At 39.4% G+C, this 21,540-nt stretch carries 22 protein-coding genes; 15 read left to right on the top strand and 7 right to left on the bottom strand.

Annotated elements, in window-relative coordinates:
• Nucleotides 1–215: 215 nt before the first annotated feature.
• The 6 genes from ACFIM6_RS01285 to mnhG are packed head-to-tail and all read left to right on the top strand — an operon-like array spanning nucleotide 216 to nucleotide 6,267.
• Nucleotides 216–3,137 (top strand): monovalent cation/H+ antiporter subunit A, encoded by a 2,922-nt coding sequence (locus ACFIM6_RS01285; protein WP_375611320.1) that lies wholly within the window; start codon nucleotides 216–218, stop codon nucleotides 3,135–3,137.
• Complete coding sequence (locus ACFIM6_RS01280; RefSeq protein ID WP_273790150.1) at nucleotides 3,137–3,478, top strand: Na+/H+ antiporter subunit C; 342 nt, start codon at nucleotides 3,137–3,139, stop codon at nucleotides 3,476–3,478. The genes ACFIM6_RS01285 and ACFIM6_RS01280 overlap by 1 nt, the downstream gene beginning before the upstream one ends.
• The gene (locus ACFIM6_RS01275) at nucleotides 3,478–5,100 is read left to right on the top strand and encodes a monovalent cation/H+ antiporter subunit D (RefSeq protein WP_375611319.1); all 1,623 of its coding nucleotides are present in this window, start codon (nucleotides 3,478–3,480) and stop codon (nucleotides 5,098–5,100) included. Before ACFIM6_RS01280 ends, ACFIM6_RS01275 begins: the two co-directional genes overlap by 1 nt.
• Nucleotides 5,097–5,582: a Na+/H+ antiporter subunit E gene (locus ACFIM6_RS01270; protein WP_375611318.1), complete on the top strand. Its 486-nt coding sequence runs from the start codon at nucleotides 5,097–5,099 to the stop codon at nucleotides 5,580–5,582. Before ACFIM6_RS01275 ends, ACFIM6_RS01270 begins: the two co-directional genes overlap by 4 nt.
• Entirely contained in the window at nucleotides 5,579–5,860 is a 282-nt protein-coding gene (locus ACFIM6_RS01265; RefSeq protein ID WP_375606068.1) for a K+/H+ antiporter subunit F, read from the top strand. The genes ACFIM6_RS01270 and ACFIM6_RS01265 overlap by 4 nt, the downstream gene beginning before the upstream one ends.
• Entirely contained in the window at nucleotides 5,857–6,267 is a 411-nt protein-coding gene (gene mnhG, locus ACFIM6_RS01260) for a monovalent cation/H(+) antiporter subunit G (protein ID WP_375611317.1), read from the top strand. Before ACFIM6_RS01265 ends, mnhG begins: the two co-directional genes overlap by 4 nt.
• A gap of 16 nt (nucleotides 6,268–6,283) precedes the next feature.
• On the opposite strand, the gene ACFIM6_RS01255 is transcribed toward mnhG, so the two are convergent.
• The 4 genes from ACFIM6_RS01255 to ACFIM6_RS01240 form a co-directional block, all read right to left on the bottom strand.
• Complete coding sequence (locus ACFIM6_RS01255; protein WP_375611316.1) at nucleotides 6,284–6,676, bottom strand: MliC family protein; 393 nt, start codon at nucleotides 6,674–6,676, stop codon at nucleotides 6,284–6,286.
• A gap of 17 nt (nucleotides 6,677–6,693) precedes the next feature.
• Nucleotides 6,694–7,089, bottom strand: a complete 396-nt coding sequence (locus ACFIM6_RS01250; RefSeq protein WP_375611315.1) for an MliC family protein — start codon at nucleotides 7,087–7,089, stop codon at nucleotides 6,694–6,696.
• A 416-nt stretch (nucleotides 7,090–7,505) separates the two neighbouring features.
• Complete coding sequence (gene aroB, locus ACFIM6_RS01245) at nucleotides 7,506–8,639, bottom strand: 3-dehydroquinate synthase (RefSeq protein WP_375611314.1); 1,134 nt, start codon at nucleotides 8,637–8,639, stop codon at nucleotides 7,506–7,508.
• Nucleotides 8,614–9,246 carry a shikimate kinase gene (locus tag ACFIM6_RS01240; RefSeq protein ID WP_375611463.1) on the bottom strand — a complete coding sequence of 211 codons (633 nt, stop codon included), beginning with the start codon at nucleotides 9,244–9,246 and terminating at the stop codon, nucleotides 8,614–8,616. Before ACFIM6_RS01240 ends, aroB begins: the two co-directional genes overlap by 26 nt.
• A 260-nt stretch (nucleotides 9,247–9,506) precedes the next feature.
• Here ACFIM6_RS01240 and ACFIM6_RS01235 point away from each other — a divergent pair, with 260 nt between their 5' ends.
• The 3 genes from ACFIM6_RS01235 (at nucleotide 9,507) to ACFIM6_RS01225 (ending at nucleotide 12,270) form a co-directional block, all read left to right on the top strand.
• Entirely contained in the window at nucleotides 9,507–10,445 is a 939-nt protein-coding gene (locus tag ACFIM6_RS01235; RefSeq protein WP_375611313.1) for a site-specific tyrosine recombinase XerD, read from the top strand.
• Between the two features lie 78 nt (nucleotides 10,446–10,523).
• Nucleotides 10,524–11,480 (top strand): acetyl-CoA carboxylase carboxyltransferase subunit alpha, encoded by a 957-nt coding sequence (locus tag ACFIM6_RS01230; protein WP_375611312.1) that lies wholly within the window; start codon nucleotides 10,524–10,526, stop codon nucleotides 11,478–11,480.
• Between the two features lie 40 nt (nucleotides 11,481–11,520).
• Nucleotides 11,521–12,270, top strand: coding sequence for a L,D-transpeptidase family protein (locus ACFIM6_RS01225; RefSeq protein WP_375611311.1), 750 nt, complete (start codon nucleotides 11,521–11,523; stop codon nucleotides 12,268–12,270).
• Nucleotides 12,271–13,162: 892 nt separating this feature from the next.
• On the opposite strand, the gene ACFIM6_RS01220 is transcribed toward ACFIM6_RS01225, so the two are convergent.
• The 3 genes from ACFIM6_RS01220 to ACFIM6_RS01210 all read right to left on the bottom strand — a co-directional run bounded on the left by ACFIM6_RS01220 (nucleotide 13,163) and on the right by ACFIM6_RS01210 (nucleotide 17,213).
• Entirely contained in the window at nucleotides 13,163–14,224 is a 1,062-nt protein-coding gene (locus tag ACFIM6_RS01220; protein WP_375611310.1) for a CobW family GTP-binding protein, read from the bottom strand.
• A gap of 392 nt (nucleotides 14,225–14,616) precedes the next feature.
• Nucleotides 14,617–15,714: a D-alanyl-D-alanine carboxypeptidase family protein gene (locus ACFIM6_RS01215; protein ID WP_375611309.1), complete on the bottom strand. Its 1,098-nt coding sequence runs from the start codon at nucleotides 15,712–15,714 to the stop codon at nucleotides 14,617–14,619.
• Between the two features lie 692 nt (nucleotides 15,715–16,406).
• Complete coding sequence (locus ACFIM6_RS01210; protein WP_375611308.1) at nucleotides 16,407–17,213, bottom strand: lysophospholipid acyltransferase family protein; 807 nt, start codon at nucleotides 17,211–17,213, stop codon at nucleotides 16,407–16,409.
• 128 nt (nucleotides 17,214–17,341) lie between these two features.
• On the opposite strand from ACFIM6_RS01210, the gene thiD reads away from it, so the two are divergent.
• From thiD to ACFIM6_RS01180, 6 genes are all read left to right on the top strand, one after another.
• Nucleotides 17,342–18,196 carry a bifunctional hydroxymethylpyrimidine kinase/phosphomethylpyrimidine kinase gene (gene thiD, locus ACFIM6_RS01205; protein ID WP_375611307.1) on the top strand — a complete coding sequence of 285 codons (855 nt, stop codon included), beginning with the start codon at nucleotides 17,342–17,344 and terminating at the stop codon, nucleotides 18,194–18,196.
• 351 nt (nucleotides 18,197–18,547) lie between these two features.
• Nucleotides 18,548–18,742 carry a hypothetical protein gene (locus ACFIM6_RS01200; RefSeq protein WP_375611306.1) on the top strand — a complete coding sequence of 65 codons (195 nt, stop codon included), beginning with the start codon at nucleotides 18,548–18,550 and terminating at the stop codon, nucleotides 18,740–18,742.
• 13 nt (nucleotides 18,743–18,755) lie between these two features.
• Nucleotides 18,756–19,232, top strand: coding sequence for a phage tail protein (locus ACFIM6_RS01195; protein WP_375611305.1), 477 nt, complete (start codon nucleotides 18,756–18,758; stop codon nucleotides 19,230–19,232).
• Nucleotides 19,229–19,483, top strand: a complete 255-nt coding sequence (locus tag ACFIM6_RS01190; protein WP_375611304.1) for a tail protein X — start codon at nucleotides 19,229–19,231, stop codon at nucleotides 19,481–19,483. Before ACFIM6_RS01195 ends, ACFIM6_RS01190 begins: the two co-directional genes overlap by 4 nt.
• Entirely contained in the window at nucleotides 19,483–20,505 is a 1,023-nt protein-coding gene (locus tag ACFIM6_RS01185; RefSeq protein ID WP_375611462.1) for a phage late control D family protein, read from the top strand. The genes ACFIM6_RS01190 and ACFIM6_RS01185 overlap by 1 nt, the downstream gene beginning before the upstream one ends.
• A partial coding sequence (locus ACFIM6_RS01180) for a DnaB-like helicase C-terminal domain-containing protein (RefSeq protein ID WP_375611303.1) occupies nucleotides 20,462–21,540 on the top strand: 1,079 nt, incomplete at its 3' end. The genes ACFIM6_RS01185 and ACFIM6_RS01180, both read left to right, overlap by 44 nt.

The following is a 21,540-nucleotide window of genomic DNA, read 5'->3' as shown; positions in this document are numbered from 1 at the left end:
TTTTAATTGCTTCTTGTCGTGAGCGTTATTGTTCTTACAATAAAGAGAAGAATTGTGTGGTGCGCAGTATTTTCATGCAAGCATTGTTTTTTTAAAAATTTTAAATGCTTTTAAGTTTTATTAAATCTTATTATCATTAAGTGTGGAATGGGGGTGAGAATATAAGTTTTTGTTTTGTCGATGACAAAATATTAAGGTAAAATGGAGTTTAAAGAATGACAACACGGGAAGCAATGTTGGTATTGCTCGTTTTGCTTCCCTTTGGTGGAAGTGCTGTCATTGGCTTTTTTCGTTCGACAGCAAAAAATAATGAAGCGTGGTTTGCTGGGGTTGTCGCACTTTTCTGTCTTATTTTTACAATAATGCTTTATCCGGAAGTTCGCGGAAACCACATAGTGCGTTTAGATATTTCTTGGCTTCCAGAATGGGGAAGCGATTTGATTCTCCGCATAGATGGTTTGTCGTGGCTTTTTTGCTTGCTTATTACAGGGATTGGGCTGCTTGTTGTCATTTATTCACGTTATTACATAGATCCAGCGGATTCTGTACCGCGTTTTTTTTCCTTTTTTTTGGCCTTTATGGGATCAATGATAGGAATAGTTTTATCAGGTAATCTCGTCTTTTTGGTTGTTTTCTGGGAACTTACCAGTATTTTTTCTTTTTTGCTGATCGGCTATTGGTACCATAATGCAAGTGCGCGTGAGGGTGCGCGTATGGCTCTAACGATCACAGGTTTTGGCGGCTTTGCTCTTTTTATTGGAGTTTTATTGATTGGGTATACTGTTGGCAGTTTTGATTTGGATAAGGTGCTACAGTCTGGAGATATGATCCGGTCAAGTTCTCTTTATAGTCCTATCCTTATTTGTATTTTATTGGGAGGGTTAACAAAAAGCGCGCAATTTCCCTTTCATTTTTGGCTACCTAACGCGATGGCTGCTCCAACTCCCGTATCGGCTTATTTGCATTCGGCAACAATGGTAAAAGCGGGATTGTTTTTGCTTGTTCGTTTATGGCCTGTGCTCTCTGGAACAGAATCTTGGTTTTGGCTGGTTGGCTTTTCAGGACTCTCAACTCTTCTTCTAGGTGCCTATTTTTCCATGTTTCAGCAAGACTTGAAAGGACTGCTTGCTTACTCGACTATTAGTCATCTTGGATTAATTACAACACTTTTAAGTCTTGGTAGTCCACTTGCATGTGTTGCGGCGATCTTTCATATGGCCAATCATGCTACTTTTAAAGCTTCTTTATTTATGGCTGCTGGCATTATTGATCACGAGACGGGAACACGTGATATGCGTAAACTGTCAGGGCTTTATCGTTCTATGCCTATCACAGCAACTCTTGCTTTAGTTGCGAGTGCAGCGATGGCTGGGGTTCCTTTGTTGAATGGTTTTTTATCGAAAGAGATGTTTTTTGCTGAAGCTGTTGAAACGCATATGGAATCATGGCTCGATTGGATTGCGCCTTATGTGGCAACGCTAGCTAGTCTGTTTAGTGTGACCTATTCTATACGCTTTATTCATGGCGTTTTTTTAGGACCAAAGCCTGACAATTTACCCAAGACTCCCCATGAACCACCGCATTTCATGCGTTTACCAATGGAGCTTTTGGTGTTTATTTGTTTAGCGGTTGGTATTTTTCCTAATTTAACAATAGGACCTATTTTAGATAATGCGGTCGTGTCTGTTTTAGGACCAATGACAATTCCTTATAGTTTGGCTGTTTGGCATGGGTTTAACACTCCATTAGTGATGAGCTTTGTTGCATTATTAGGGGGCGGATTGCTCTATGCTGTTGGGCATCGTTATTTTTTATCCTGTGATGATGGGGCTCCTTTTTTCCGTCACTTAAAAGGACCGCGTATTTTTGAACGCATTCTCGTAATTATTTCTTGGAAATGGGCCCGTGCGGTGGAGTCTGCTTTGTCAACACGCCGTTTGCAGATCCAATTGCATTGGATTTTTTGGGTCTGTTTTGCCTTTGTTGGTCTTTTACTTTGGTGCGATGGTTTCATTCCAGTGGGGACATTACCGCTTTTTCCACTTGATATTCCTTTTCTCGCTCTTTGGCTGGTTGGCGGATTATGTGCGCTTTTAGTTGCTTGGCGAGCAAAGTTTCATCGTCTTGCTTCACTTATGCTTTTAGGGGGAGCTGGTTTGATGACTTGTGCAACCTTTTTATGGCTTTCTGCTCCTGATTTAGCAATAACACAATTGGTTGTTGAGGTTGTTACAGTCGTTTTATTATTGCTTGGTTTACGGTGGTTGCCTAAACGTTTGCATGACTCTAGGCCAGCTGCTGTTCATTTTTGGGTTCGCTTGCGTCGTTTCCGTGATTTCATCATATCCCTTGTAGGAGGTGCTGGTGTAGCATGGCTTTCTTTTGCAGTGATGACACGTCCCCAAGGTACAACGATTTCTGATTTTTTTCTAACGCATGCTTACTCAGATGCTGGTGGTCGCAATGTTGTGAATGTGTTATTGGTTGATTTCCGTGGTTTTGATACCATGGGAGAAATTGTGGTTTTGGGTGTTGTTTCCCTTACTGTTTTTGCACTCTTACGACGTTTTCGTCCTGCGCCTGAGAGTATTGATGCGCCTTTTCAACAACGTATCCAGAAAGCCTTTGATATAGCACAGCCTAATCGAAATGTGGGAGATACAGTATTGAATTATTTAGCTGTTCCTGCTGTTATTATGGGTTGGCTCTTTCCAATTATTATCGCTTTTGCTATTTATTTATTCATGCGAGGGCATGATCTGCCAGGAGGTGGATTTGTCGGTGGTATTACTTTGGCTATAGGATTTATTTTACAATATCTTGCACGCGATATTCGGTGGGTGGAAACGCATTTGAGAGTTTTACCTTTGCGTTGGATAGGCTTTGGTTTATTATTGTCAGTCGTAACGGGGATGGGCTCTTGGTTTTTTGGATATCCTTTTTTAACATCCTTTTTTCGATATATTCATCTTCCGTTAATTGGGAAAGTTCCCATGGCATCTGCTTTTTTGTTTGATTTTGGTGTGCTTTCTCTTGTGTTAGGAGCAACTGTTCTCATTTTAATTGCACTTGCACACCAGTCAATTAGGAGTTACCGAATCGGTAAGAAACCTATTTTAAAAGAGAAGGAAAATTAATGGAAATTGTTCTTTCTTTGGGTATCGGTGTTTTTGTCGGATCAGGTATTTGGCTTGTTTTGCGTCCACGTACTTTTCAAGTCATTCTTGGTTTGTCCTTGATCTCCTATGGTGTTAATCTTTTTATATTTTCAATGAGTAGACCGCGTAGTAATGCTGCTCCAATTGTTGATCCTACCACTGTTATTAATCCAGCTAATTATGTCGATCCTCTTCCACAAGCCTTGGTTTTAACTGCGATTGTGATTGGTTTTGCAACAACAGCTTTATTTTTAGTTATCTTGTTGGTTTCACGTGGTTTAACGGGTTCTGATCACGTTGATGGACGTGAGGTGCAATAATGGAAATAGGAGTGCATCATCTCCTTATTTTGCCTATTCTTTTGCCGTTAATCACTGGAGCACTTCTTCTTTTTTATGATGAACGTCGTGCAAGACTTAAATCATTCATCAGTCTTTCTTCTGCGGGACTGTTGGTCGTTACTGCCATTTTATTGATTATACGTACTCTTGAAATAGCACCGGCTTGCGATGTTTATCGACTTGGTAATTGGCCGTCTTCTTTTGGAATTGTTTTAGTCCTTGATCGCTTAAGCGCTATGATGCTTTTACTTTCCAGCTTGTTGGTGACTAGCGTGTTGGTTTTTGCGCGGGCTCATTGGTATAAAGCTGGTTCTCATTTTCAGTCACTAATGCAATTTTTTATGGTGGGGATAAATGGTGCTTTTTTGACTGGCGATTTATTTAATTTATTTGTGTTTTTTGAAGTTATGTTAACGGCTTCCTATGGGCTTGCTTTGCATGGTTCTGGTCAGACACGCGTGCGTGCAGGGTTGCATTATGTTGTGGTTAATCTTGTTGCTTCATTATTTTTTTTAGTTGGTATAGCGCTCATTTATGGAGTCGTTGGTACTCTTAATATGGCCGATTTGGCTGTTAAAATAAAATATATATCTTCTACAGATATTGTTTTGTTCGAAATAGGTGTTGCACTTTTAGGTATTGCTTTTTTGCTTAAAGCGGGTATGTGGCCGCTTAATTTTTGGTTGGTGCCAACTTACAGTGCAGCAGCAGCGCCTGTTGGAGCTTCTTTTGCACTTTTGAGCAAGGTTGGTATTTATATTATTTTACGTTTAACGTTGCTATGGTTTGGTCCTGAAAGTGAATATTTTAACCATTTTGGTCATACGGTTTTGTTTTATGGTGGGCTTGCCACTATGATTATTGGTTTTATTGGAGTATTGGCGAGCCAAGTTTTGGTGCGTTTGGCAGCTTATAGCGTTCTTGTCTCTTCTGGCACATTGTTGGCTGCGATCGGGATAGGCAATGCAGCACTGACAGCAGGCGCACTTTTTTATATTGTTTCTTCAACTTTAGCACTGGGAGCTTTTTTTCTTTTGGTAGAGTTGGTAGAACGCTGTCAAGATGTGGCTGCTAATGTTCTTGCTGTCACAATGGAGGTGTATGGTGACGATGAAGAGGAGGAAGAAGATGAAGTTGGCATCTATTTTCCAGTAACCTTGGCAATTCTTGGAGCTTGTTTTGGTATCTGTGCCATTTTGATTATTGGATTGCCACCTTTTTCTGGTTTTGTTGCTAAATTTATGATGTTCATGGCAATTTTAAACCACAGTAGAGAGGATTTTTCTGCTTCTCTTCCGGTTTACCAAGATTGGCTTTTTGTAGTTTTTGTCACTCTCTCTGGTTTTGCGGCTTTGATTGCATTGACACGAACGGGTATCCGAACTTTTTGGGTTTCTCTTGAAGGGCGTATTCCTCGTGTGCAAGTGATAGAATTTGCGCCTATTGCCGTTCTCCTTGCTTTGTGTTTTCTTATAACAATTGTAGCCAGTCCTGTTAGTCATTATATGTCTGAAACTGCTAAGACTTTGTATGAACCTCAAAACTATATTGGGAGCGTTTTAACGGATTTTTCTCTCGAAAATAGGGAGATAAGTAAATGAATTGTTTTTGTCCTTCCCCTTTTTTCAGTGGTGTCATTGTCCTTATGTGGCTTATTTTAAATGGTTTTAGTTTAGGGCAATTGCTTTTAGGGATTTTAACCGCTTTGTTTTGTGGTTGGATGATACGGCTTCTGGAGCCGGAGAAGGTTGTTATTAAAAGCTGGAGTGCGGTTTTTCGTCTCGTTTTTCGAGTATTTATAGATTCTATATTCTCAAATGTTTCGGTGGCTTGGTTTGTTTTAACAAAAAGGTCTCGAGTGCAGAAATCTGGTTTTATTGTAGTACCTCTTCTGCTTCATAATCGCACTGCTTTGGCTATTTTAGCATGCATCCTTTCGGCAACCCCTGGAACTGCTTGGGTTGCCTATAATAGTAAAAAGGGTGAACTTTTGCTTCATGTCTTAAATTTAAAAAATGGATATGATTACAAACAGTTGATCAAACAACGGTATGAGCAATTGCTTTTGGAGATTTTTTTATGAGTATGGTGATTCTTTATTGGGGGCTTTTCTTTTCACAGTTTTTTTTAAGTTTAGCGGTGATTTTCGCGCTGTTTCGGTTGATTCGTGGTCCACGGGCGCAGGATAGAATTGTTGGTTTGGATGCCCTTTATATAACCACTATTCTTTTGTTTCTTACATTCGATATTCGTTCAGGAACAACCACTTATTTTGTCGCAGCTCTCATTATTGGATTGTTGGGATCTGTCTCAAGCATCGCTTTGGCCAAATTTCTTATGCGGGGGGAGATTATTGAATGAAAGATGATATATCGCTTGTGGTTGCTATTGCTATCACAGTTTTCTTAATATTAGGGTCTGGATTGACATTGATCGCAACGATAGGTTTGGTGCGTTTTTCCAATTTTTATAAGCGTTTGCATATGCTTTCAGTATGTACGAGTTGGGGCGTTGGTAGTATTCTTATTTCTTCATTTCTTTATTCAATATTTGTGGACCATTATTTTGTTTTTCATGAAGTGTTGCTGATGTTTTTTTTGTTTTTAACAGCACCGGTAGCTTCTATGTTGCTTTCACATACAGCAGCTTATCGACATCATTCAGAAAAACAATCAGAAAAACCGCTGGCTCTTTTATTACACCAAACGGAGGAAAAGCTACCCACATCAGAAGGAACATCACGAGATGAGAGCCAGCGCGGTTCTTGAAATGTAAGAATCTTCCTTATTCTGTGCTTTTTTCTTCTACACAGTGGATGGGCTTTTCTTCTTTTGGATCATTAATAAGATCGTAAAATATGGCTTCATTTTTAGTTATCCACCAAATGTATTGTCCACCCACATATTTTCCTCCAGAAGCGGCAATTACATTAGAACCAACGATGCGCTTACCGTTCCATTTTAAATCAACAAGCGCAATATTGCCAGCATTATAATAAGTTGCTTCAACATACTCTTTGCTTGTTCCCATATCGCATTGATAGGAGACGGTCTCTGTTGTTGGTTCTGGATCATCTGGTACTTCAATGACTAAAGAACTTGCTAATGCATTAATTGAACCGAGGAGGAGCACACTTAAAGTAATGAAAAATTGTTTAGTAAAAGAAATTTTTTTCATAATATTTCCCGTGTTATTTAAAATAATAATGTTGACTCATCTTTACAGAGGATAGGTTTTTTTTCTTCTGGATCCTGAGCAAGGTCATAAAGCGTGACTTCTTTGTTCTTCTCCCACCAGATATACTGAGCTCCTGCAAATTTTGCTCCTGTTGCCGCGATGACATTAGCAGCAATGACACGGTCACCGTTCCATTTGAAATCAACCAACGAAATATTATCAGCATTAAGATAGACTGCCTCAATGCGCTCTTTACCTGCTCCAGTTTCACACTGATAGGTAATGGTCTCTGTTTTGGGCTCTGGATTGTCTGGTACTTCAATGATTAAAGAACCAGCTAAGCTATTGTTTGAGCTGAAGAGTGATAAACTTAAAGCGGTGAAAAATCCTAAAATGTGCAAAGTTTTTTTCATGATGCTTCCCTATATTCCTAATATTGTGCACAAAGAATAATTTGACTGATACGATGGTGTCTACGGCAGGATTCGAACCTGCGACCCCAGGATTCATACCACTTCGATTTTCACCGCCAGCCTTATCGGCTGTTTGTGGTCTGGACTGTCTCTTCACCTTGAAGCTTTTGCTCTTTAGGTGCTGCCCGTTCAGCCTCTACACCTTTCTCTCATTTGAAAAGAGACTTGGCTCGGGATTGGCATATAGTCGCCCATGAAGCTTTCCCCGAATTTGAGCAGATTCACTTTGAGGATTTCTCCTCAAAGTGCCCAATTTCTTTAGGAATCCTGTGCTCTATCCTACTGAGCTACGCAGACATCATCATATTTAATCTTTAATAGAAGTATAAAAACGAATCAATTATATTCAATATGAATTAACGAATTTCTGTTAATTTTTGTTCCAAAAAGGATAAAACTGCATCTGGTGAAACATTTTTTGCAATAAATGATTGGCCAAGTCCGCGTGTTAATATGAAAGTCAAATTGTTTTGCGAAACTTTTTTATCTTGGGCAATGAGAGTCATTAAAGTTTCAGCATCTGGTAGAGACCCTGGGATATCCTTTAATTGTGTAGGCAATCCTATAGATTTGAAGTGCGCTTCAATGCGTTGTGTAAGCGTGGGGCTTATTAAATTTAATTGAGCAGAGAATTGATGAGCTAGAATTATCCCAATTGCTACACTTTCGCCATGGATTAAACGGTTGGAGTCATAAGCGGTTGCTGTTTCAAGCATGTGTCCAAATGTATGGCCGAGATTTAAGAGTGCGCGCTCTCCCGTTTCGTACTCATCACGTGCTACAATGGCAGCTTTAAATTGGCATGAGCGAACAATGGCCTCTGTTCGCATAGGGCCATTAGAGAAAATTTTCTGCCCATTTTTTTCAAGCCACTCAAAAAAGTCAGGTTGGTTAATGAGACCGTATTTTACTATTTCTGCGTAGCCAGCGCGAAATTCACGCGGTGGCAGGGTATCAAGAAGACACGTGTCAGCAATAACGCATTGTGGTTGATAAAAGGCACCAATAAGATTTTTGCCATATTGGCTATTGATTCCCGTTTTTCCACCAACAGAAGAATCAATTTGTGCAAGAAGCGTTGTGGGCATTTGAATGAAGTTCATGCCACGGCGGATTATACTTGCCGCAAATCCTGCTAGATCACCAATGACACCACCGCCAAAAGCAATAACACAGTCGCCTCTTTCTAAGCGTGCAGCAAGAATTTGATCGATAACAACTTGCAGGGTTGAAAATGATTTTGATTGTTCTCCCGCTTCTACAATAATAGGGACAGTATGAATTTTATTTTTTGTTAATTCTGCTTGCAATATCTCCAAATGAAGGGAAGCAACATTTGTATCTGTAACAAGTGCCAAGCGCGTTTGATGAGGATCTTTTTTATTAAGAGCATGTTTAATTTGTGAAGTAGCTTGTGTAATCAGACCCGGACCAATGATGATATCGTAACAGTGTTTGTCCAGTTTAACAGTGACGGTTTTGGTTTGCATGCTGGTTATCCCTATTGTTAATTTCTGTGTATAGGTAGTGCTGTACGGATCGTATAACATTTTGTGCTACGGTATGACGGCTTTCTTTATGACTGTTAATTGTTAAGTTTGCCTTTGCATAGATAGGATAACGCTGTTCCATGAGTTTTTGCATGGTTTCTTTAGGATTGGCTGTTTGAAGCAGGGGACGTGTTGGGTGCTTTGAGACACGTTGCATGAGGATATCAAGATCGACTTTTAGCCATATGGATATACCATTTTTGTGAATGGCTTTTCGGATATTTTCATTTATGTAGGCACCACCACCTGTTGCTAAAACAAGGGGACTTTTTTTCATGAGGTTTAGAATAACACGCTGTTCAAGAGCACGAAATTCGGATTCACCATAAATTTCAAAGAGTTCCGTGATTGTCATTTGTGCAGCTTTTTCAATTTCTTGGTCAGAATCATAAAAAGGTAAACGAAGCATGGTGGCGACGCGTTTTCCGATCACTGATTTGCCTGCCCCCATAAGACCAACAAGGACAAGTGCTCTTTTATCAAGGGACGATAAGAGCTGATTCTTTATTTGTGTTATGGGGACGCGTTTTTGTCGATTGCTTTTCATAACTTTATTTCGGCATTTATCCATCTTAAAGTCAATTCCTGTTAATCTTTGTGAGGCATAATACGAGATAGAATATTTTTGGGTAGGTTATTGTCTTATGCCAACATTGACTAGATTTTTGATGATTCTTTTCATTTTGCTTTCTGTTCTTTTCATTATAATGGGTGCTCTTGTGGTTTGGGTTGAACCAGTAACTGTGGATATGTACATTGATGTTCCCTTGGATTCATGGAATCTTTCTACGGAAGCGAATCAATGAAATGAAAAGTGGTGCTGTGATAGATCATTTTCTTGAGATGATGAGTGCGGAGAGAGGGGCTTCGTCTCATACGCTTGCGGCTTATCAGCATGATTTGCAGTGGGCACAAGACGAATTGTCTTCACACTCTGTTTCGCTTTTTTCAGCACAAAAAGAAGATTTAATTACTCTTTTGTCACTTATGCATACTTTTGGTTTTGCGGCATCGTCGCAAGCGCGCCGTTTATCAACTTTGCGTCAGTTTTATCAATTCCTTTATGCTGAAGGGTTGAGAGCAGATGATCCCTCTCATGATATTGATGCACCTCGTCAGAGGCGTCCTTTGCCCAAAATCATGAGTGAAGATGCAGTGATAAAATTGCTTGATTTTGCGGAGTTAGAAGTCAATCAAGCAGACTATGGGTCCAAAGGTTATTTCCGTGCACTGCGTCTTCAGCTATTGATTGAAATGCTTTATGCAACAGGGTTACGTATTAGTGAGTTGGTGAGTCTGCCGGTTCAGTCTGTTCGAAGGAATGAATACAGCGTTTTGGTTCGTGGTAAGGGCAAAAAAGAACGAATGGTGCTGTTATCAAAAAAAGCATGCCAAGTTCTTTCACAGTGGTTAAATTTGCGTGATCAGGGAAAGGACGCTACGAGTTCTTATCTTTTTCCTGCGCATTCCGAGACAGGATATATTGCTCGTCAAGTCGTTGCACGAGAGTTGAAAAATCTCGCTAGAAGAGCAGGGATAGGAAGTGATAGCTTTTCTCCCCATGTGTTGCGTCATGCTTTTGCTAGTCATCTTTTGCAAAATGGTGCTGATTTGCGTGCCGTTCAACATTTGTTAGGTCATTCTGATATTGCTACCACTCAGATTTATACCCATGTGTTGGAAGAGGGACTTTATCGTTTAGTCAATGAGCATCATCCACTTGCCGATGAGCAAAAGGCTCGTTAAAGAAAAGGTGATGTTTTTGAAAAAGACTTTATAAAGCAAATTATAAGTGTATAAGTGACACTGAATGAGTTGACACAAATGTATAATTATCTTGATTTTGAAAAACCAGTTGCTGATCTTGATGGGAAAATTCTTGAATTAAAAAAAATTTCTCAGGAAAAAGGCAGTCTTGATATGAGTGACGAGATTGCTCGTCTTGAAACGCGTTCCCAAACAGCGTTGCGCGATATTTATAAAAAATTATCGCCGTGGCAAAAAACACAAGTCGCTCGTCATCCGGATCGTCCCCATTTTATGGACTATTCTAAACGCCTATTGAGTGACGTTACGCCTTTGGCCGGAGATCGAAAGTTTGCTGAAGATGAGGCTATTCAAGCGGGGTTTGCACGCTTTAAAGGTGAGGCCGTTGCTTATATTGGTCAAGAGAAAGGTCACGATACGCAAACACGTTTGCGCTATAATTTTGGTTCTGCGCGTCCAGAAGGCTATCGTAAAGCTGTACGTATTATGGAAATGGCTGACCGCTTTGGTTTGCCACTCCTCACTTTTATTGATACAGCAGGTGCTTATCCTGGGGTAAGCGCTGAAGAACGTGGGCAAGCGGAAGCAATTGCTCAATCAACAGCTACAACTTTGCGTTTGAAAGTTCCTGTGGTTTCTGTTGTTATTGGAGAAGGCGGTTCTGGAGGGGCGATAGCAATCGCGGCTGCCAACAAAGTTTATATGTTGGAGCACGCAATTTACTCTGTTATTTCACCAGAAGGAGCAGCTTCTATCTTATGGCGTGATCCAGCTCGTGCAAAAGATGCTGCAATGAATATGCGTATTACCGCTCAAGATTTGTATCGCTTAAAGATTATTGATGGCATTATTTCGGAACCTTTAGGGGGAGCGCATCGTGGCAAAGAGATTGTCATTGATGCAACGGGTGATGTTATTTCAGAGGCTTTAAAAGCTATGGCTGGAAAAGATGGTCAAGTGCTTAAACAAGAGCGAAGGGAAAAATACCTTCAAATTGGTCGATCTCTAACATAGGTTATTTTTTGTGAGGGGTGTTGGATTGGAGTTTTATTCGATGACATTTAGCAGATTCCTTGCTGTGTGTGTGTTGTTTGTAATGGGACTATTGACAGCATGTGAAGGAAGATTACCAGCCTCTATTCGCGCTAAAGTTGAGCAGCCGTTGCCGCAAGAAATCAAAAATAGAATGGTTCTGTATGATATAGATCCCTATGCACCGATTATGATGCGGTTTTTTAAGGAAGAAAATCTTGCTGAAGTTTGGAAGCAATCTCGTTCAGGACCTTTTATCTTGGTTGCTCGCTATGGCATTTGCAAATGGTCTGGTAAGCTTGGACCTAAATATAAAGAAGGGGATCTTCAGACACCAGAGGGTTTTTATACTATTAGCGCAAACCAAATGAATCCTTATTCAAAATATTATCTCTCTTTTAATATAGGATTTCCTAACCTTTATGATCAGGAAAATGGTCGCACAGGAAGCAATCTTATGGTGCATGGTTCTTGCTTTTCCGCAGGTTGTTATTCTATGAGTGATAAGAACATGGCTCAGATTTATGCGTTTGCACGGGATGCTTTTAAAGGAGGACAAAGAGAGTTTCAGTTGCAGGCTTTTCCTTTCCGCATGACCGAGGATAATATGTCACGTCATAGCAAGAATCCTCATTATCAATTCTGGGTTATGCTTAAGAAAGGTTATGATTTTTTTGAAAAAAATCGTCAACCTCCAACTGTTGAGGTTTATGAAAAACGTTACGTTTTTAATCGCGATATTGATAAAAATTCAGTTTCTCTAATGCAGTAAGTGTTATTGTATCTTACAGCACCGTAAACACTATCACTTAATAATGGCGATACAGGATATGCAAAAACTTTGCACACAAGGTGTTTAAGTGAGTGGTCAATAGTCTTAAAGTGCAGAGTTTTTTCATAGAGCCTTAATGTAAGTAAATCATATGAAGTGGGAAGCCAAGAGGAATTTTCTCAAAGAAGTTGGATTGTTTGCACATAGGCACTGGTGTCAATCTTCGTTTTTAGTGAAGAGTAAGTTAACATAAAATGCACCTCTCTTTTTATTTCTTTCAAAGAGTTTTATTCTTTTATGCTGTAAAATATTGTCTTGTCGTGCTGTTATATAAGACACATTCACATATTTTAAAATGCGATATTGCCTCTGTCTGATTTTGGTTTTTTTCTTAACAGGGATTTTGATTTCAATTAGCTTGAATAAATATAGAGTTGAGCAGAATATTTTAGAACCAAGAATTTGGTCAATCTGTCTGTGAAATGAATCACATGAAGTGGTTTGCAGATGAAGCGCATTTAGAGAGAAAACAATCTGTTTGCAGATTGATGGATATTAAATTTTTTATCATAACAATTTTATTTATAATGATAATTTAGTGTTATTCAAGTTAAATTAGAACCCTGAATACCATAAGATTCTCTCATTTCAAAGCCGTTCCATGTTGAATAAATTAAAACCATTTTCTTGCACGTTACAAGCGGGGATAACCGCGTGGGTGAAACTGTGCAAGAAAGACTAAAATGCTTTTTACAAACCGTCTCAAGTACCAAGGGCTTGTTTCAACATTGGGAATTAGCAAAGTGTGTAATGGTGCCGGTTTGCTTCTTTAAAAGCATAAAGATGGTGGTGCCAATGAATTTAATATTATATCATTGAAGGGGAGAAAAAATTAAAATTTTATTCCTGGAATGACCAGAGGATTTTCTAAGAGAGCTGTTTTGTCTGCAGTATCTATTGCTGGTTTATTAAAAAAAGCATTGAGGAGCTTTTGTATTGCGTCTTTTTCAACACCATCGGCAATGATGACAAAACGTGTTTGTTTTATTCCTTTTGGCCATGCCGGCAATCTTATGGGAGGATGAAAAAATGTTTGTACGCCATGTAATACAAGTGGGCGATAAGGGTCATCACGCAATGCGATAATTGCTTTAATACGTAATAATTTTGTACCATAACGCTCTTGTAGGAGATCTAAAAAAGCTTCAATTGTGGCGTAATCAACAGGACCCTCACAGTTTAGTGAAAAGGTACGAATGGTTTTATGGGGGGTATGATCATGTGGGGTAGTCGTAAGATTTTGTTTAAGTTTTGTATTTTCTACTTTTTCATCCCATAATGTGTTATTTATTAATAGATTTGAACAGAAATCTTTAGAATGGGCGTCAATGATTTGTGCTGTAGGATTCATTGTTTTAAGTGTGCTAAGGAGTGCATCTGAAAGCGTTTGTGGGTCTCTAAGATCTGTTTTGGTGAGAATGATTTTATCAGCAAATATTAATTGTTTATATATTTCAGGATAGCGCTTACATATGGAAAGTGGACTTAATGTATCAAATGTTGCAAGAACAGCATTTATGGACAATGTTTGAATAAACAATGGGTGGCTTAAAAGTATTTGTAAAATAGGGGCGGGATCAGCCATCCCTGTGGTTTCAATGATAATATGATGGAGTTGTTTGATCTGTCCTGTCTGAACGCGATTTATTAAATCAATTAATGTGTCGATGAGATCACTGCGTAAATTACAGCATAAGCAACCATTGGCAAGCTCAATAATTCCTTCTGTCGTTTTTTCAACCAGAAGGTGGTCAATACTGATTTCGCCGAATTCATTGATGATAACAGCACATTCTGTTAGAAGAGGGTCTTGTAGCATACGGTTGAGCAAAGTTGTTTTGCCAGAGCCTAAAAAACCCGTAATAAGCGTGAGAGGGATGCGCTTTATTTTCATGTTAATCATCAATCATAGTTTTGTTTTTAAAAAATATATCTCAGTATGTCTAAGCAATTTATAATGATGTCCGTGAGGGATATAATGGTTAATCCCCCATGAAATCCATTGTACCACTATCTTTACGCTTATAAAGGTAGGTGCACGTGGGTATATTATACACTTTTAGCGTCAATGTTATGATAATTCTTGGTTCTTGAAAGGACTTTTATTCCTTGTTTTAATTATTTTATCTACATGTTCATCCACCTTGTGGCGCGCAAGAGACTGGTTTTATTGATTCAACAAATACAGATTTGAAATGAGAGAATCTTACAATACTTGTGGTTTTGACATAAGGTACAAAATAATTAATTATGATTATAAATCAAAGTATTATAATTAATTGTAGATTATGATTTATGGCTTTTTATAGAATGGTTTGCGTGCCTTTTATACGGAATATAGGGTTTTCTTAGTGGTTTTACTGTCATTTTAGGTGTTTGTGGCGTACGAATGAGGTGTACTGATAAAGGATGAGAAAAAGAAGGTGGAGCAGTGATAAAAGGTGAGGTGAGAATAATATTTCCTTGATCATCATATGAATTTGCATGCATTTTTATGGCTTCAGGTGTGCATGTTTGTTGTCTCATATTGTTGGCTTGTGTTATGTTGCTCCCATAAGGTTTTAATGTTGCTAGTGTTAATTGGGGGCTTCCTTGGTGCAAAAATCCTATTTCAAGAAGTTGTGCAGCTTTTTCTTCTCTTTCACTTATGTTGTTAGCACCTAGAATGACAGCAATAATTGTACGTTTATTGCGGGTGGCTGAGGCAACAAGATTAAAACCAGAGGCACAAATAAAGCCTGTTTTCATACCGTCTATCCCATAAAAACGGCCAATGAGGTTGTTTGAGTTATGTTGGATTTTTCGATTATTACCAAAATCAATGGCTGGAATAGAAAAATAATGAGCATATTGTGGAAATTCTCGACGTATTTGAACGGCTAAAAGAGCAATATCGCGTGCCGTGGAGTAGTTTTGAGGATCTGGTAAACCACTTGCGTTCGCAAAATGGGTGCCAAACATGCCTAAACGTTTAGCTTCGCTATTCATTTTACGTACAAAATCTTTCTGTGAACCCGCAACAGCTTCACTCATGGCAATGGCTAAATCATTGGTAGATTTAACCATGGTGATACTTAAGGCTGTATCAAGTGTGAGTACAGAACCAGCTTTATAGCCTGAACGATATGAGGGAGCTTTTGCGGCGTATTCGCTGATGGTGATATGTTTGTTTGGTGAAACTTCCCCTCGGCTCATGGCACGAAAAATAACATAAGCGGTCATTAATTTTGTCAAGGAAGCAGGATACCAACGCTCAAAAGCTTGATTATGTTTTAAGATACGCCTCGTTGTAACATCAACAGAAATAAAAGGCTGCGCTAGAGCAACAGCGCTGGATAAACTCAAAATCACAGAAAAAAATAAATTATAGAAGAGACGTCGCATTAATTTAAATCTAGTTCCCTCTTATTCGTTATTTAGAATTGTTTTAATGTAGCACACAAAGCATTTAAGTCTAGGATAGGAAGGAAAGATGGTTAATTGCTGTATCCGTTGTGTCTGTGGGATAAAAACCAATTCTCATTTTTATTTTCCCCTTGAATTTGGTTTGATGACTTAAGTATCTCAAGAAATACTTTTTAAATAATGAAGATTGTACAAGATTTCAGGTTCTTGGAGGGATTGAATTTCTCAGAAAGGAATGAATCTGCATAATCATGCATTTTTCTTGCTCTCCTGTTAGGATAGCCCTTGGCACTTGAGACGGTTCGTAAAAAGCATTTTAATCTTTTCTTGTATCGTTTTATTCACACAGATATCCCCGCTTGTAATGTGTAAGAAAATGATTCTAATTGATTCAACCTAGAATAGATTTGAAATGAGAAAATCTTACGGTGTTCAGGGTTCTCATTCAAGTTGAATAACGCTAAAACATCGTTATAAATCAATGAGATGTATGTTATTTAAATGATTTTAAAGAGAGGAAGAATTCTTTTTCAAAAAAATTTACACATTGATCATTTCTTATCATGTACAAGTGTTTTACAATTTTAAATTAGAAAGTTTGAAGTATCTTTCTTATATTTTTGTTCCCTATACTCCGCTCAATATACAAAGTTATGCATTATTCTTATCAATCAGTGCATTGTTTCATGTTGATTTAGTTTTTGAAGTTTCTGAACAGCGTATGGTGGCATAGGAGGAGGGGTAGGGTCTTGAGCTGCTAAGAGAAGCAGTTCATCACACGCTTTTTCAGTTTTTTGGACAAGTTGATCTAGAAAATCACGTTTGCTTAAACCAGCCTCTATCGGGGGAAGAATACGGACACGAATTGTTCCGGGATAGCGGCGAAAATTATTGCGTGGCCAATATAAACCCGCATTATGTGCAATAGGAACAACTTGAAGTCCTAATTCATTATAGAGCGCGACAATTCCTGACTTATAATCTGGTTCTTGACCGGGTTGTCGGCGTGTTCCTTCGGGAAAAATCAAGATTTGGCGCCCTTGTTTTACTTTCTCTTTTGCTTTTTGTATAATCATTTTTAAGGCTTTGATGGGTGTTGTGCGGTTAATGGGGATAATTTGCGTTTTTGCCATATACCAGCCAAACAATGGAATCCACATCAATTCACGTTTTAAAATGAGAGTGGGATCATCAAAATAAGGAACAAGACTGAAAGTTTCCCAAGCCGATTGATGCTTTGGAGCAATGATATAGGGTCCTTTGGGAAGATTTTCTAAACCTTCAATCTCATAACTTGTGCCTGCGATGTATTTTTGCAAAAAGAGTGTAACGCGCGCCCATGTTTTAGGAACAATCCATGCCTTTTTGCGGGGCATTAAAAAATAAACGGGAGCGTAAAGAATCATTTGTATGAAAGTTGATGTATAAAAAGCGAACGTAAAAAGAATAGAACGAAGGATAAGCACTACATTTTCCATTTTATATCTATAAGAAGACTTCGTATATAATATAATTCACGTGAGAAAACATCTTCTTTATATTTTTTCAAGCATCTATTTTTCGGTAACTCATTTTCCGATATTTAAAAACAGAAGGAAAGAGGTTGATGGAATTACAAAAAGATAAACTTTTTATTCCACGGATTTTATCTATTGCGGGAACAGATCCTTCTGGTGGCGCTGGAATGCAGGCGGATTTGAAGGTTTTTTCAGCTATGAAAACTTATGGTATGAGTGTGGTTACAGCTGTTGTTGCACAAAATACTCAGGGTGTGCGTTCTTTTCAGGCATTAGATGCTTCTTTTGTTGCAGATCAAATTGATTCTGTTTTTGAGGATATTCATGTTGATGCCGTTAAAATTGGTATGGTTGCAAATGCTCAGATTGCACAGGTTATTGCAGAACGTCTTGCTTATCATAAAGCGCGTTTCATTGTTTTTGATCCGGTTATGGTTGCAAAAAGTGGTGATGTTCTTTTAAAGTCTGATGCAATTGAAATTATGCGTGATGTTCTTGTGCCGATGTCAACTTTGATCACGCCAAATTTGCCTGAAGCTGCATTGTTATTGGGATGTGAAGTGCAATGGTCTTTAGAGACTATGTATCAATATGCTCCACGACTCTTGGCGCTAGGGTGTCATGCAGTTTTGTTAAAAGGGGGACATTTGAATACGCTGACCAAAAATAGTACAGAAAATTACGATTGTTCTAGTCCAGATCTTTATTGTGATTGTGAAAACCTTGTTATACTTGAAGCCTCTCGTCTTTCAACCACTCATGATCATGGGACAGGGTGTACCATTTCTGCTGCCATTGCAGCTCTGTTACCTACCCAACCTTTGGATTGCGCTGTTAAACAAGCAAAAGATTATTTGCATGGCGCTTTAACTGCCTCAGATGCTTTAAAAGTAGGGAAAGGGCGAGGGCCGCTTCATCATTTTTATGCATTATGGAAAGATTAATACAACGGTTGATAGTGAAAAATCTTCACTCTATGAATTTGTTTCGTCATTATATGATGTTTTGGACTTATGACTGATAAATGTTAGCGTATTGTAGCTTAACAGTTATTTTGTATTAAGAAGGATAAGAAAAAATGTTATAATTTGCTTCTTTTATATATTTTTTACGATTAATCTATCCTGTTTTAGAGGCAATTTTGAGTATAAAAAAGAGAGCAAGGAATTGTAAAATCAGGATTTGATAGCAAAAAGAGTAGAGGGAAAGACCTTTTACAAGGCGATATTAAAGCTAGCGGATCCACTATATTCGCTGTTTCTTATATTGGTGGCAAAACAGCCATTCAACCCATCGTGCAATTTGCGGGGGCTTCTCCTGTAAATTCATCTGCGAGAGAGCAAAGAGACAAAGACCGTTCCCCCATCACACACAATCAAAACGTCACAGTGCATGTTAATGGGGCGCGTGAACCCATGGCCACTGGTCGTGCGGTTGCCCATGCCATTCAACGGGCACGTGCCAATGCGCTGCATGGGGGAACAGAATGAGGGGAGGGAGCCTATGAGAGATCCTTTGATGATGTTAGGACCGCATCAATTTTATGTGGATTGGCTAAATTTCCAATCCTTTGAAGAAGAGTTTTCTGCCTCATGGGTTTGTATGGAGCGTTTTGGAAAGGCACCCAGTTTGCAATTTACCGGCTATGGCAATGATGCAAAGACCATTCATGGAGTTTGGTTTCCAGAAGAATTTGGTGATCGGGTAGCGATAGATGCCATCACTACAACTATTCGAAGAGCAAAGCCTGTCCAGATGCTTCGTTGGATCAATGATACGACCTATAGTGTCCTTCTCCATGGATCCGTAGTAATCACCACGATCAATAAAGACCACGACTATATCAGTCGCTCTGGTCAATCCCAGCGCATCCGCTATTCCATTACGCTCTTGCCCTTTTTTAATGGCGGAAAACCACAAGGACAATACCAAGAGGGACAATATCAAATGGGGTATTACCAAGAGGGACAAACTCTATGAAGATACCAGAAAAACATGTTGTTGTAGAGCTAGAGGATATGAGCCTCGATCTCCTTTGCTTTCACCATGTCATGGCTGTGTTAGGGGACCGTTCTCAAGTTGGGGGACTAAACGGCTATTTAGAAGCCACACTGGAAGCCAATCCAGAGATTGCCAAATATGGTGTGTTTTTACCACGGGGCTTAAAGGTCATGCTGCCTGAATTTGTGTTGTCTAATCCTCAAAGCATGGTGAAGCGGTTATGGGATTAATGCGTACACACCCTTTTATTGTGGTCAAGGTGGGAGACAAACCTGTTCATGAGGTTTTTTACCAGCGTCTCTTAACCGCAACGATTACGGACCATGCCGGTAATGAAGCCGATACATTTGAAGCAGAGTTTGACGATAGTGGCAATGATTTAGAGGTTCCCTCAAGCAACAGTGCGCTACAGGTGATCTTTGGTTATGAGAACAGCATCAGTGCCTTTATGGGGTGTTTTGTTGTGGAGTCAGTGGTCAGTTGTGGTGGCAGTGATGGAGAAATCTTGCGCCTTTGTGGCAAAAGCGCCTCCATGCGTAAAGAGCTCAAAGAACAGGTGAGTGAACATTTTGACCACAAAACTGTTGGTGAGATTGTTGAGACACTTGCCAAACGCCATGGCTATCAAGCAAAGGTCAGTCCCCAATTTACCAAACAAACTTTGCCTTATGTGATTCGTACAGATCAATCGGCTGTTGATTTTTTAACCCGCCTTGCTGACCGCATGCAGGCACGTTTTTTAATCAAAGACCATAAGTTTTTATTTTTAAGCGGGGACAATTTACCAGCACTCGACATCCATAAGCACGACTGTTCCAACTGGGAATTCACATTAGAGCCACGCACGCAATATGGCACCATTGAAGCTTCTTATTTTGATCGCTCAAAAGGGCAGCAATGCCAAGTCAAGCATCAGACAGGGTTTAGCGGTCCCGTGCGGCGTTTACGGACTTGTTACACTTGTGAGGAGGAAGCACGAGCTGTTGCTGCTTCCGAGTCGGACAGGTTGTGTCGTGCTGTAGGGAGTGGTTCTTTGACCCTTGAGGGACGCCCTGAAATCATGGCGGATCAACCTCTTTTATTGCAAGGGTTTCGTGGGCAAATCAATGGACCATGGAAAGCCGCAACCGTCACCCACCGCTATGAAAAACAAAGCGGATACACAACAGAAATCACACTCGAGGCACCAAACAAGGGAAAAGAAAGCAATGAGAACATTGAACATGCTAAAAACAGAAAATCCAAGAGATAATTTTGCTTCTTCTTTTCGTCAACTTCCCCATAATATTGAAGCGGAACAGGCATTACTTGGAGCAATCCTGATTAATAATAATGCACTCGATCGCGTTTCAGACTTTCTCAAAGCAGAACATTTTTTTGAAACGCTACACCAAAAGATCTTTGAGATTGTCTTACAAATTATTCAAAATGGTCATCTTGCAAACCCCATTACAATCAAGCCCTATATCCAAATGGAAGAAAAAGTTGGAGATATTACTGTATACCAGTATGTTGTTCGCTTAGCCACAGAGGCAGTCACTATTATTAACACTGAAGATTATGGACGCGTTATTTACGATCTTTTTATCCGCCGGTCTTTGATTAATCTTGGCAATGAAGTTGCCAATACAGCTTTTGATGCTCCTGTAGAGCTCACGCCTACCCAACAAATTGAAACGATTGAAAATCAGTTATTTGAGCTCGCCGAAAAAGGGAAATATGGGGGTGGGTTTGAAAACTTTGATACAGCCATTGCAAAAGCACTTAACATGGCAAGCGCTGCAAAAAAGCGTTCCTCACAGCTTTCTGGGATAGCTACCCATATCAAAACCCTTGATGAGAAAATGGGAGGGCTACAGCCATCCGATTTGATTATCATAGCTGGACGCCCTGGAATGGGGAAAACCTCTCTGGCGACCAATATTGCTTTTAATATTGCCAATGCTTGTAAGCGTCATGATAACAGCCAAGAAAATGAAGGGGGCATTGTTGGTTTCTTCTCACTTGAGATGTCAACAGAACAGCTTGCAACTCGTATTATCTCAGAACAAATAAAGGTTTCTTCTTCTGATATGCGTCGTGGTAATATCTCAGAAGAGCAATTTACCAACATCATTTACGCAATGCGTTCCTTACAAACAATCCCTCTTTATATTGATCAAACGGGGGGTGTATCCCTTGCACAATTGGCCGCCCGTGCAAGGCGTCTCAAACGACAACATGGTCTAGATGTCTTGATTATCGATTATATCCAACTCATGACAAGCGGTTCAAAGCGTTCATTAGA

It is taken from the genome of Bartonella sp. AA9NXGY (genome assembly GCF_042196845.1).
Lineage (GTDB): Bacteria > Pseudomonadota > Alphaproteobacteria > Rhizobiales > Rhizobiaceae > Bartonella.
This window is presented reverse-complemented; position numbering and strand designations above follow the sequence as displayed.